Here is a 12,417-nt window from a genome sequence, read left to right as displayed (position 1 = left end):
GTCGGGGTGCAGGATCGCGGCTATCGTCTCGGCGCCGTCGACCAGGCGCGGGCCGGCGCGCACGATCAGACCATCCGCGTCCAGCGCCCACACCTGCGCGTCCGGGAAGTGCCCGGCCACCGTGGCGGCCTGCTCGGCCGCGCCGTCGAGGCGGAACCCGCACGGCGCGACCAGCACCACCTCGGGGCGGGCGGCCCGCAGGGCGTCCCAGGTGGTCGGCGCGGACCGGGCGCCCCGATGGGTGGCGACCGGCTCGCCGCCGGCGACGTCGACCAGGTCCGGGATCCAGTGCCCGGCGCCGAACGGCGGGTCCACCCATTCGACCACCGCGACCCGGCGCCGGGGCCGGCCCGCCACCGCCGCGCCGACCGCCGCGAGCCGGGCACGCAGACCGTCGACCAGGGCCTCCGCGCGATCCGGCACCCGGGCCGCAGCGCCCACCGCGCGGATCGACTCCAGCACGTCGTCGAGGGTGTACGGGTCGAGCGACAGCACGTCGGCCCGGCACCCCAGGTGCTCCACGGCGTCGGCGACCCGGCCCGAGGGCAGCGCGCACACGCGGCAGAGATCCTGGGTGAGGATGAGGTCCGGGTCCAGCCCGGCGAGCGCCCCGGCGTGCAGCGTGTAGAGGTCGGCACCGGCCGCGACCTGCGCCCGGACGTACGCGTCGATGTCGCCGGGACTCATGCCCCGGGTGTCCCGGCCACCGACGACCACTGTGGTGTCCGACCGGTCGCGCGCGGGCACCTCGCACTCGAAGGTGACGCCGACCAGGTCGTCGCCGAGGCCGAGCGCGTACACGATCTCGGTGGCGGAGGGGAGCAGGGAGACCAGCCGCATGCCCGCCATCATGCCCTGCGGACGGACCGCCCCGTCCCGAGGCCGGTCCGGACCGGACACCGGGTCGCCCTCGGGCCTTGCCGGGACGCCGTACCCGCTTAGACTCTGCTGACTCCGCCGAGCCCCCCGGGCGGTGTGCCGGGGTGCGTCGGCGCCCCGTTCCGGTCAGCACGCTGACCTGCGCTCCGGAGAACCCGATGAAGAGCCGTACCGCCGCCGTCCTGACCATCCTCTGCGCGGCCACCGCGCTCACCGCCTGCGGTGACGACGAGCCCGCGCCGAAAGGCCAGCAGGTGCCGGTGACCGCCACCGACACCAGCTGCGAGGTCACCACCACGCTGTTCACCCCGGGCACCGTCACGTTCACGGTGACCAACCGGGGTCAGCAGGCCACCGGGGTCTACGTCTACGGCCGGGAGGGCGACGCCTTCACCAAGGTGATCGCCGAGGTCGCGGACGTGCCGGCGGGCCGCACCGGCGACCTGCGCGCGTCGCTGCAGACCGGCACGTACGAGGTGGCCTGCAAGCCGGGCCGGCAGGGCGACGGCGTGCGGACCCGGATCACCGTCTCCGACGACGGCAACCTCGCCAGCGCCGCGGCCGAGGTGGCCTACGACCGGTCGGTGACGATCGAGCTGACCGACGACGCGATGAACGGTGTGGACGCCCTGATCGCCGAGCCGGGCGAGAAGCTCGCGTTCAAGGTGACGAACAAGACCGCCGGGGCCCGGACGCTGTATGTGCTCAACCCCGAGGGCAAGCGGGTCGCCGAGATGAAGGCCGAGGCCAACGGCACCGCCGAGACCGTGGTGACGCTGGGCGCGGCGGGGGACTGGTCGCTGAAGGTCAAGGGCGACGGCGTGCCGTCGGTGAGCAGGCGGCTGGTGGTCCGCTGAGGCGGAGCAGCGTCGATCCGAAGTCGGCCGATCCGGGTGCATCCACCGGGGATGGTCCGGGCGAAGCAATGGTCGTGACGACAGTCACGGACCTGGTCGCCTCGACGAAAGGCTCCCCGATGAACATCGCTCGTCTCGCCGCCCGGCTGGCCGTGGGCGCCACCGCCGCGGCGGTGGCCACCACCGCCGTCGCCGTGCCCGCCCAGGCCGGCGCCAAGCAGCCGGGCACCCGGTCGCTGGCCGCCGTGCTCACCGCCGACAAGAGCGGCTTCGACCGCAACTCGCGGGACTTCGACGTCCTCACGAAGGCGGTCCTGACGGTGTTGCAGGCCAAGCCGGACTCGCCGGTGAAGGTGCTCACCGACGGCACCGTCGCCCTGACCGCGTTCGTGCCGAACGACTACGCGTTCCGCGAGCTGGTGCGGGACATCACCGCCGCGAAGAAGCTGCCCGGTGAGAAGGCCGCGTTCGACGCGGTCGCCGGTCTGGGCGTGGACACCGTGGAGGACGTCCTGCTCTACCACGTCGTGCCCGGCGCGACGATCGACCGGAAGGCGGCGCTGAAGGCCGACGGCGCGGACCTGACCACCGCGCTCGGCGCCACCGTCGAGGTGGACGTGAAGCGCTGCTGGTACGGCCGCGAGGTGCGCCTGGTCGACGCCGACACCAGCGACCGCAACGCGCGGGTGGTCCGGTACGACATCAACAAGGGCAACAAGCAGATCGCGCACGCGGTGGACCGGGTGCTGCGCCCGATCGACCTGCCCTGAACCACCCCCGCCACGGCGCCCGGCACCCCCTGCCGGGCGCCGTCGGCGTGCGCCGGACGGTTCGCCGCCTGATCTGCCTCTGGTGGGCGGCGCGAGCCGTGCCGTACGGTGCTCGCCGTGACCGCGCACGATCATGTCCCGCCCGGCCCCGTCGCCGTGCTCGCCAACCCGGCCGCGGGCCGGGGGCGGCACCGCGGTCTGCTGCCCGGGATCCTGGAGCGCCTCGCCGGAGCGGGCCGCCCGGTCGAGCTGCTGCGTGCGCGTACCCCCGAGGAGGCGGAGGCGGCGTGCCACGCCGCGGTCGCCGGCGGCGCCGGGGCGCTCGTCGCGGTGGGCGGCGACGGCACGACGCACCGGGCGATGCAGGCGGTCGCCGGCACGGCCGTGCCGTTCGGGCCGGTCCCGGCGGGCACCGGCAACGACTTCGCGGTGGAGGCCGGCTTCCCGGCCGACCCGACGGCCGCCGTCGAGGTGATCACCGCGGCGCTCGCCGCCGGCCGCGCCCGCCCGGTCGACCTGGCGCGGCTGTCCCGGACCGGGGAGGCCGACCGCTGGTTCGGCGCGGTGCTCGCGGCCGGCTTCGACGCGATCGTCAACGAGCGCGCCAACCGGATGCGCTGGCCGCGCGGCCCTCGCCGGTACGACCTGGCGATAGTGGTGGAACTGGCCCGGCTGCGGCCACGCCGCTACCGGCTGGTCCTCGACGGGGTGGCGCAGGAGGTGGACGCGGTGCTGGTCGCCGTCGGCAACACGGCCAGCTACGGCGGCGGCATGCGGATCTGCCCGGACGCCGACCCGCACGACGGCCTGCTGGACGTGGTGGTCGGCGGCCGGTTCGACAGGCGCACGCTGATGCGGGTCAAGCCGCAGATCTACCAGGGCACCCACGTCACGCACCCGCTGGCGCGCGTCTACCGGGCGCGGACGGTGGAGCTGGCCGCCGAGGGCATCACCACGTACGCCGACGGGGAGCGCTCCTTCGACCTGCCGGTCACTGTCACCGCCGTCCCAGCGGCGCTGCGGCTGCTGCGCTGACCGCCGCCGGGGCGGCCGGCGGCACGGCGGAAGGCGGGTCCGGTAAGGGCGGGACGGCGGCGTGGACCGTGCCGGCGCTCGCGGCGACCACGAGCGCGATGGCGAGCACCTCGACCGGGCGCAGCGCCTGGCCGAGCACCAGCCAGCCGGCCACCGCGGCGATCGCCGGACCGAGACTCATCATCACCGCGAACGTCGCGGTCGGCAGCCGCCGCAACGCGGCCAGTTCCAGGCTGTACGGCAGCACCGAGGCGAGCAGCGCCAGCCCGGTGCCGAGCCCCAGCACCACCGGATCGGCGAGGCGACCGCCCGCGTCCGCCAGCCCGAACGGCAGGGTGAGCAGCGCGGCGACGGTCAGGGCGAGGGCCAGCCCGTCGGAGCCGGGGAACCGCGCGCCGATCCGCGCCGAGCAGACGATGTACGCGGCCCACATGGCGCCCGCCGTCAGCGCCAGCGCGGCGCCGGCCGGGTCGAGCCGGTCGAACCCGCCCTGCCCGAGCAGGACCACCCCGGCCAGCGCCAGCGCGGCCCAGCACCAGGCGGCCACCCGGCGCGCGGCGATCACCGACAGCGCCAGCGGGCCGAGCACCTCCAGCGTGACGGCCGGGCCGAGCGGGATCCGCTCGATCGCCTGGTAGAAGATCGAGCTCATGCCGGCCAGGGCCAGCCCGAACGCCAGCACGGCCGCCCAGTCGCGGCGCCCGTGACCGCGTACCCGCGGGCGGCAGAACACGAGCATCAGCAGCGCGCCGATGGCCAGCCGCAGCGTCACCGCCCCGGCCACCCCGGTACGCGGGAACAGCAGCGCGGCCAGCGCGGAGCCGAACTGCACCGACAGGGCCCCGCCGAGCACCAGCGCGACCCCGCCGAGCCGTCCCGGCGCACGCGGCGGCAAGGGGTGGACACCGGTCATGCCCCTGACGGTAGCCCGTGCGCCGGGACGCGTTCGCGCCGCTGGTGGGCCGAGCGCTCAGCCGGCCCCGGCCAGGTCCAGCACCGCGCCGAGCCCGTTCGGGCGGCCGGCGTCGGCGCAGGGCAGCACCAGCACCCCGCACCCGGCCGCCACCGCGCCCGCGTCGGCCGGTGTGTCGCCCACCATGAGCGTGCGCTCCGGGTCGACGCCGAGCATCCCGCAGGCCCGCAGGAAGATGCCCGGGTCCGGCTTGCAGCGCCCCACCTCGTACGACAGCGCGTACGCGTCGACGAGCGCGTCGAGGTCCCAGGCGGCGAACAGCGGCCGCAGGTCGAAGCCGATGTTGCTGACCACTGCCACCTTCACCCCGGCGGACCGCAGCGCACCGAGCACCGGGGCGGTGTCCGGGTACGGCACCCAGCCCTCGGGCACCAGCACCCGCTCGTAGAGCGCGTCGGCGAACCCGTCGATGCCGGTGTCGACGGTTTCGGCCAGCCCGGTGTACGCGCCCCGATGCGCGTGCGGGTAGAGATCACGGTCGGCCCACAGCTCGGCCAGCCGAGGTGGCACCCGCGCCGGCAGCGGGCCGCCGGCACGCCCGGCGGTGAGCAGCCGGTCGGCCAGCGAGGTGGCCCGGATCCGGTCCAGCTCCACGCCGCAGGCGGACGCGGCGGCGAGCACCCAGGCCAGCGGCTCCTCCACCTGGGCGAGGGTGCCGTGGAAGTCGAAGAGCACCGCCTCCACCGGCCGGCGGGACGGGCCCGGGCGGACGGCGTCGTCGGCGCCGCTCGAGACGTGGGGCAGTTCGGTACGGTCCGGCACGTCGTGCACCCTACCGACCGCTCCGACCGTCCTGCCGGATGGCCTTGACCGGTGCTCCCCGGCCGTACCGATTAATCTTGGATCCATGTCGAGCCCCGCCGAGCGGTACGCCGCGGCGCGCCGCCGGGCCGCGCAGGCCTCCGCCTTCCCGGCCCTGGACGAATTCTCCCTGGATCTCGGGTTCGATCTCGACGACTTCCAGCGCGAGGCGTGCGAGGCGCTGGAGCGGGGCAGCGGCGTGCTTGTCTGCGCGCCCACCGGCGCCGGCAAGACCGTGGTGGGCGAGTTCGCGGTGCACCTGGCGCTGCGGGGCCGTCCCGGCGGCGACGCGCCCGCGACCCGGCGCAAGTGCTTCTACACCACGCCGATCAAGGCGCTCTCCAACCAGAAGTACCACGACCTGGTGGACCGCTACGGCGCCGAGCACGTCGGCCTGCTCACCGGCGACAACGCGATCAACGGTGACGCGCCGGTGGTGGTGATGACCACCGAGGTGCTGCGCAACATGCTCTACGCCGGCTCGGCCACGCTGGAGGGCCTGGCGTACGTGGTGATGGACGAGGTCCACTACCTGGCCGACCGGTTCCGCGGCGGGGTCTGGGAAGAGGTGATCATCCACCTGCCGGAGTCGGTCACGCTCGTGTCGCTGTCGGCCACCGTCTCCAACGCCGAGGAGTTCGCCGACTGGCTGGTCACCGTGCGCGGCGAGACCGCGGTGGTGGTCTCCGAGCACCGGCCGGTGCCGCTGTGGCAGCACATGCTCGTCGGCAAGCGGATGTTCGACCTGTTCCACGACGCCGACGCGGCCCGCAAGCACGACGTGCATCCGGAGCTGCTGCGCTACACCCGGGACACGATGCGCCGGCTGGAGCTGGGCGAGGGCCGCAGCGCCGGTCCCGGCGGCGGGCGGCGCGGCCCGCGCTGGCGCGGCCCGATGCGCCCGGACATCGTCGACCGGCTCGACCGGGAGGGGCTGCTCCCGGCGATCCTGTTCATCTTCAGCCGGGCCGGCTGCGACGCCGCCGTGCAGCAGTGCCTCGCCGCCGGGCTGCGCCTGACCTCCCCGGATGAGCGCGCCGAGATCCGCCGGGTGGTGGAGTCCCGGGTCACCGCGATCCCCGGCGAGGACCTGTCGGTGCTCGGCTACTGGGAGTGGCTCGACGGCCTCGAGCGCGGGCTGGCCGCCCACCACGCCGGCATGCTCCCCGCGTTCAAGGAGGTCGTCGAGGAGCTGTTCGTCCGCGGGCTGGTCAAGGCCGTCTTCGCCACCGAGACGCTCGCGCTGGGCATCAACATGCCGGCCCGGTGCGTGGTGCTGGAACGCCTCGTGAAGTTCAACGGCGAGGCACACGTCGACCTCACCCCCGGCGAGTACACCCAGCTCACCGGCCGGGCCGGCCGCCGCGGCATCGACGTGGAGGGCCACGCGGTCGTCGTCTGGTCGCCGGAGACCGACCCCCGGCACGTCGCCGGGCTCGCCTCCACCCGCACATACCCGCTGCGTTCCAGCTTCCGGCCGTCGTACAACATGGCCGTCAATCTGGTCGGCAGCGTCGGCGCGGCGCCGGCCCGGGAACTGCTGGAGTCCTCGTTCGCGCAGTTCCAGGCCGACCGGTCGGTGGTCGGCCTGGCCCGGCAGGTGCAGCGCAACACCGAGACCATCGAGGCGTACGGCGCGGAGGCCGCCTGCCACCACGGCGACTTCGACGAGTACTTCGCGCTGCGGGTGGCCATCGCCGACCGGGAACGCGCCATCGCCCGGCAGGGGCAGACCCAGCGCAAGGCGGCGGCCGTCGCCTCGCTGGAGCGGCTGCGGGTCGGTGACGTGATCCGGGTGCCGTCCGGGCGGCGGGCCGGCCTGGCAGTGGTGCTGGACCCGGCCACCGGTGGGTTCGGCGAGCCCCGGCCGCTGGTCCTCACCCAGGACCGCTGGGCCGGGCGGGTCACCCCGGGCGACTTCACCACCCCGGCCGAGGTGCTCACCCGCATCCGCGTGCCGAAGCACTTCAACCACCGCTCGCCCGCGGCCCGCCGGGATCTGGCCGCCGCGGTCAGCGGGACCGGCCTGGACCGGCACGGCGGCCGGCGGGGCGGCCGGTCCCGTCAGGCGGCGGGGGAGGACCACCAGCTCAGCCAGCTCCGCGTCGAGCTGCGCGCGCACCCGTGTCACGCCTGCCCGGACCGGGAGGAGCACGCCCGCTGGGCGGAGCGGCGGCGCCGGCTGGAACGCGACACCGAGGAGCTGCGTCAGCGGGTGTCCGGGCGGACCGGCTCGCTGGCCCGTACCTTCGACCGGATCGTCGCGTTGCTGACGGCGCGCGGCTACCTGGCCGCCGACGGCGAGGTCACCGACGCCGGGCGGATGCTGGCCCGGATCTGGACCGAGGCCGACCTGCTGGTGGCCGAGTGCCTGCGCCGCCGGGTGTGGGACGGCCTGTCGCCGGCCGAGCTGGCCGCCGCCGTGTCGGTGGTGGTCTTCGAGGCCCGGCGGGACGTCGACGAGCGGGCGTCGCTGCCGCGCGGCGGGGTTGCCGACGCGGTCGACGAGACGCTCAAGCTGTGGGGCGACATCGAGGCGGACGAGGCGGCGCGCGGCCTGGCCGTGACACGGGAGCCCGATCTCGGCTTCGCCTGGCCGATCTACCGGTGGGCGCGCGGTGAGGCGCTGGCGAAGGTGCTGGCCAGCGGCCACCAGATCGACGGGGAGATGCCGGCCGGCGACTTCGTCCGCTGGGCGCGCCAGGTGGTCGACCTGCTCGGGCAGGTCGCCGACTCGGGCGGCGCCTCGGCCGAGCTGCGCGGCACCGCCCGGCAGGCCATCGCGGCGGTCAACCGCGGCGTGCTGGCCTACCACGCCTCGGCCTAACGGTCACTTTCGGTCACCGGTTGCCGGAAACCGACGCACCGCTGCGTCACGGCGCTACCACCCGGCGAATTGTCGGGGGGTCGATGCATGCCCTGGCCAGGGCCTATCCCATCATTGCCCCGGGGCGCCGTGGGTCGCGCTGCGCCGATGGTGAGGGGGAAGGGCGTCGTGGGCGAGATCAATCACTTCGAGTACGGGTGGATCACACCCGCGCTCAGCTACGCGTTGTCGGTGCTCGGCTCGGCGCTCGGCCTGGTCTGCGCCGGGCGGATCCGGACCGCCACCAGCGCCGGCCAGCGCGCCTGGTGGGGCCTGCTGGCCGCGTGGGCGCTCGGCGGCACGGCGATCTGGGCCATGCACTTCATGGCGATGCTCGGGTTCGCCGTCGGCGGCACCCGGATCCGCTACGACGTGCCGCTGACGGCCGCCAGCACGGTGATCGCGGTGGCGTCGGTCGGCATCGGGCTGGCGATCGTGGGCACCGGGCGGCTCGCCGCGCCCCGGCTGCTCGCCGGCGGGTTCTTCACCGGCGCCGGGGTGGCCGCCATGCACTACACCGGCATGGCCGCCATGCGCCTGGACGGCTCGCTCGGCTACGACCCGCTGCGGGTCACGCTGTCGGTCGTCATCGCGATCGTGGCCGCCACCGTGGCGCTCTGGCTGGCGATGACCGTCCGGCGAGGGCTCGCCATCGCCGCGTCGGCGCTGGTCATGGGCATCGCGGTCAACGGCATGCACTTCACCGGCATGAGCGCGCTGTCGGTGCACCTGCACGAGAGCCGTGGCCCGGCCTCCGGCACCGAGGTGAGCGGGCTGCTGGTGCCGATCGTGCTGGCGGTGGTCTTCGGTGTGGTCGGGCTCGTCTACGCGCTGCTCGCCGCGCCCTCGGACGACGACCGGGCCGGGGCCGCGTACGTCAGCGCGCGGCTCGACGAGGGGCCGCAGACCGTGGCCGCCGAACCCGCGCCGGACCCGGTCGGCCTGCGTGCCCGCTCGACGCTTGCACAGCCCGGCGCGCAGTTCCCGTCCCGGCGGAGCACCGACCGCCCTTCGTGATCAACTGATCACGATCGGTCGCCCGCCAGCGCGTCGACCAGGCGGCGGCACGAGCCGGCCAGGTTCCAGCGCTGCGCCAGCTCCAGCAGCCGGTCCGGGTCGGCGGGGGACGCCGGCAGTGTCGGGTCCAGCTCGGGCAGCGGCACGTCGGTGGCGACCCGTACCACCTTCGGCGCCACGGCCAGGTAGTCGCGGGCGGCGTCGAGCTTCGCCCGCAGTCCCGGCGCGAAACCGGAGCGGGGGTCGTCGAGCGCGGCCAGGATGCCGTCCAGCCCGCCGTAGCGGTCGATCAGCCGGGCCGCGGTCTTCTCGCCCACCCCGGCCACGCCGGGCAGCCCGTCGCTGGGGTCGCCGCGCAGCGCCGCGAAGTCGGCGTACCGGTCGGCCGGCACGCCGTAGCGGGTGCGGACCGCCGCGTCGTCGCAGTCGTCCAGCTTGGCCACGCCCCGGCCGACGTACAGCAGGCGCACGGGGTGGGCGTCGTCGACGAGCTGGAACAGGTCGCGGTCGCCGGAGACCACCTCGACCGGGCCCGGCTGGGTCACCGAGAGCGTGCCGAGCACGTCGTCGGCCTCGTAGCCGTCGGCCCCCACGGCCGGGATGCCGAGCGCGTCCAGCACCTCCAGGATCATCGGCACCTGAGGGGACAGCGTGTCCGGCACGACCTCGCCGCCCTCGGGCGCGACCCGGTGCGCCTTGTACGACGGCAGCAGCTCCACCCGCCACGCCGGGCGCCAGTCGTGGTCGAGCGCGCAGATCATGCGATCGGGCCGGCGGGTGCGCACGAGCTGGGCGAGCATGTCGAGGAATCCGCGTACGGCGTTGACCGGCTGGCCGTCGCCGGTCTTCGCGGCCGACTCGGGGATGCCGAAGTAGGCGCGGAAGTAGAGGCTGGGGGAGTCGATCAGGAGGATCGGCTGTCGGTGTGCCACGCGGACAAGCCTTCCACAGCCCTGTGACGAGATGGGGGAGGCGACTGCCGGGCCGGAAACCCGGGCGCGCGGAGGGCGTCCGGTGCGCAGACTGGCGGGGTGAGCTTCGTACCCGGCCTGACCCTGGCCCGCCGGTTCCACGACGAGGTGGTGGGTCCGCTGCTGGCGCGGCGGATGCCCGGCCTGCCGTACTCCGCCGGTCTGCTCGACGGCGGCTCCGAGCTGCTCGGTCTCGACACGCCCCGCTCCACCGACCACGACTGGGGTCCGCGTACCCAGCTCTTCGTGGCGGACGCGCACGACGTGGCGCCGGTCCGGGCGGTGCTGGACGCGGAGTTGCCGGCACGGTTCCTCGGCTGGCCGACCCGGTACGCGGGCGGGCCGGAGGCGCGGCTCGGCACGGTCCGCGCCGACGGCGACCGGCACGGCGTGACGGTCGACGAACTGGGCGGATGGCTGCGGGAGCGGCTCGGCGCCGACCCGCGTGCCGGGCTGACGGCGGTGGACTGGCTGGCGACGCCGACGCAGCGGCTGGCCGAGCTGACCGGGGGAGCGGTGTTCCACGACGGGCTCGACGGCGCGCTCAGCGCCGTCCGCGCCCGGCTCGCCTGGTATCCGGACGACGTGTGGCGGTACGTGCTCGCCTCCGGGTGGCAGCGGGTCGCGCAGGCCGAGCACCTGGCCGGCCGGTGCGCCGAGGTCGGCGACGATCTGGGCAGCCGGGTCGTGGTCGCCGGCCTGGCCCGGGACCTGATGCGCCTCGGCCTGCTGCTGCACCGGCGCTGGCCCCCGTACGCGAAATGGCTCGGCACGGTGTTCGCGACGCTGCCGGACGCGGCGCCGGTGGTGGACGGGCTCGCCGCCGCGCTCGGCCCCGGTGACTGGGGGGCGCGGGAGCCCGGCCTGGTCCGGGCGCTGGAGACGGTCGCCGGCTGGACCAACGACGCCGCGCCGGCGCCGCCGGTGGACCCGGCGGCCCGGCCGTTCCACGACCGGCCGTTCCTGGTGCTGCACGCCTGCCGGTTCGTCGAGGCGCTGCGCGCCGCGATCACCGACCCGCAGCTGCGCGACCGGCCGCCGGTGGGCGCGGTGGACCAGTACGTGGACAGCGTGGACGTGCTCACCCACCCCGACCGTGCCCGCCGGGTGGCCGCGGCGGTTGTCGGTCCGCCGGTCGGGGCCTAGACTCCGATTCGAGTCGCATCGATCCGCGACTGTCTATCTCGTCTCCGAGGGTCCGGGCCGCCCGTCGTAGGCGCCTCGCCGGCGAGAACGCCGCGCCAGGCGGCGTTCCCACCATCCGAGGAGAACGCATGCTGTCCAGAAGGAGCAGACTCCGGCTGCTCGGAGCGGCGCTGGCCGCCGCCGGGCTCGCCGTCGGGGCGGCGCTCGCCGTCCCCGGGCCGGCCTCGGCCGCCGCGCTGACCGAGGTGACGAACTTCGGCGCCAACCCGAGCAACCTGCGGATGTACCTGTACGTCCCGGACACCGTGGCGGCCCGGCCCGGCCTGCTCGTGGTGAACCACTACTGCACCGGCAGCGGCCCGGCCATGTACTCCGGCACCCAGTTCGCGGCGCTCGCCGACCGGTACGGCTACATCGTGGTCTACCCGTCGGTGACGCGCAGCAGCAAGTGCTTCGACGTCTCCTCGCCCCAGGCGCTGCGCCGCGACGGCGGCAGCGACCCGGTGGGCATCAAGTCCATGGTGGACCACGTGCGGCAGCGCTACCCGGTCGACTCGCAGCGGATCTTCACCACCGGCACCTCGTCCGGCGCGATGATGACGAACGTGCTGCTCGGCGACTACCCGGACGTGTTCCGCGCCGGGGCCGCCTTCGCCGGTGTGCCCTTCGCCTGCTTCGCCACCACCAACGGCTCGGAGTGGAACAGCGAGTGCGCCAACGGCCAGGTGCTGAAAACCCCGCAGCAGTGGGGTGACCTGGTGCGCAACGCCTACCCCGGCTACACCGGCCCGCGTCCGCGGATGCAGATCTGGCACGGTACCAACGACGAGACGCTGCGCTACCCGAACTTCGGCGAGCAGATCGACCAGTGGACGAACGTGAACGGGCTGAGCCAGACGCCCGCGTACACGGACAGCCCGCAGGCCGGCTACACCCGTACCCGCTACGGCGGCACCGGCGGCACCGCGACCGTCGAGGCGATCAGCATGCAGGGCGTCACGCACAACCTGCCGGTGGACGCGGCCCAGGCCATCCGCTTCTTCGGCCTGGACTCCACCACGCCGCCGCCGACCACCGCGCCGCCGACGACGCCCCCGCCCAC

The 12,417-nt window shown here is 75.0% G+C and carries 11 protein-coding genes; 7 read left to right on the top strand and 4 right to left on the bottom strand.

Going from position 1 to position 12,417, the window contains the following annotated elements; translation table 11 throughout:
* Positions 1-840 (bottom strand): ABC transporter substrate-binding protein (locus F8279_RS26795; protein ID WP_225853422.1); only part of this gene is annotated, 840 nt, incomplete at its 3' end.
* A gap of 197 nt (positions 841-1,037) precedes the next feature.
* Between F8279_RS26795 and F8279_RS26790 the strand changes: the two genes are divergently transcribed.
* The 3 genes from F8279_RS26790 (at position 1,038) to F8279_RS26780 (ending at position 3,541) form a co-directional block, all read left to right on the top strand.
* A complete protein-coding gene (locus tag F8279_RS26790) occupies positions 1,038-1,736 on the top strand; it encodes a hypothetical protein (RefSeq protein WP_151501413.1) in 699 nt (232 codons plus the stop codon).
* A 68-nt stretch (positions 1,737-1,804) separates the two neighbouring features.
* Positions 1,805-2,506, top strand: coding sequence for a fasciclin domain-containing protein (locus F8279_RS26785; RefSeq protein ID WP_151501412.1), 702 nt, complete (start codon positions 1,805-1,807; stop codon positions 2,504-2,506).
* 108 nt (positions 2,507-2,614) lie between these two features.
* The gene (locus F8279_RS26780) at positions 2,615-3,541 is read left to right on the top strand and encodes a diacylglycerol kinase family protein (RefSeq protein ID WP_151501411.1); all 927 of its coding nucleotides are present in this window, start codon (positions 2,615-2,617) and stop codon (positions 3,539-3,541) included.
* Here the strand turns inward: F8279_RS26780 and F8279_RS26775 are convergent.
* Together F8279_RS26775 and F8279_RS26770 are read right to left on the bottom strand one after the other, a co-directional pair.
* Complete coding sequence (locus tag F8279_RS26775) at positions 3,504-4,454, bottom strand: DMT family transporter (RefSeq protein ID WP_151501410.1); 951 nt, start codon at positions 4,452-4,454, stop codon at positions 3,504-3,506. The genes F8279_RS26780 and F8279_RS26775 overlap by 38 nt on opposite strands.
* Positions 4,455-4,511: 57 nt before the next feature.
* Entirely contained in the window at positions 4,512-5,258 is a 747-nt protein-coding gene (locus F8279_RS26770; protein WP_225853423.1) for an HAD family hydrolase, read from the bottom strand.
* 103 nt (positions 5,259-5,361) lie between these two features.
* On the opposite strand from F8279_RS26770, the gene F8279_RS26765 reads away from it, so the two are divergent.
* Positions 5,362-8,142, top strand: coding sequence for an RNA helicase (locus tag F8279_RS26765; protein WP_151501408.1), 2,781 nt, complete (start codon positions 5,362-5,364; stop codon positions 8,140-8,142).
* Positions 8,143-8,310: 168 nt separating this feature from the next.
* The gene (locus tag F8279_RS26760) at positions 8,311-9,198 is read left to right on the top strand and encodes an MHYT domain-containing protein (RefSeq protein WP_151501407.1); all 888 of its coding nucleotides are present in this window, start codon (positions 8,311-8,313) and stop codon (positions 9,196-9,198) included.
* Positions 9,199-9,206: 8 nt separating this feature from the next.
* On the opposite strand, the gene F8279_RS26755 is transcribed toward F8279_RS26760, so the two are convergent.
* Positions 9,207-10,130: a 5'-3' exonuclease gene (locus F8279_RS26755; protein WP_151501406.1), complete on the bottom strand. Its 924-nt coding sequence runs from the start codon at positions 10,128-10,130 to the stop codon at positions 9,207-9,209.
* Between the two features lie 99 nt (positions 10,131-10,229).
* On the opposite strand from F8279_RS26755, the gene F8279_RS26750 reads away from it, so the two are divergent.
* Positions 10,230-11,315: a DUF4037 domain-containing protein gene (locus tag F8279_RS26750; RefSeq protein ID WP_151501405.1), complete on the top strand. Its 1,086-nt coding sequence runs from the start codon at positions 10,230-10,232 to the stop codon at positions 11,313-11,315.
* 128 nt (positions 11,316-11,443) lie between these two features.
* Positions 11,444-12,417, top strand: a 974-nt coding sequence (locus F8279_RS26745) for a PHB depolymerase family esterase (RefSeq protein ID WP_151501404.1), incomplete at its 3' end; no start/stop codon positions are given.

Source organism: Micromonospora sp. AMSO1212t, from assembly GCF_008868145.1.
Lineage (GTDB): Bacteria > Actinomycetota > Actinomycetes > Mycobacteriales > Micromonosporaceae > Micromonospora > Micromonospora tulbaghiae.
Note: the sequence above shows the minus strand (reverse complement) of the source record. Positions and strands in the feature narration are given on the sequence as shown.

Excerpts from the sequence above, each read along its gene's own strand:
- F8279_RS26790 (WP_151501413.1), top strand. The coding sequence starts at position 1,038 with ATGAAGAGCCGTACCGCCGCCGTCCTGACCATCCTCTGCGCGGCCACC.
- F8279_RS26785 (WP_151501412.1), top strand. The coding sequence starts at position 1,805 with ATGGTCGTGACGACAGTCACGGACCTGGTCGCCTCGACGAAAGGCTCC.
- F8279_RS26775 (WP_151501410.1), bottom strand. The coding sequence starts at position 4,454 with ATGACCGGTGTCCACCCCTTGCCGCCGCGTGCGCCGGGACGGCTCGGC.
- F8279_RS26765 (WP_151501408.1), top strand. The coding sequence starts at position 5,362 with ATGTCGAGCCCCGCCGAGCGGTACGCCGCGGCGCGCCGCCGGGCCGCG.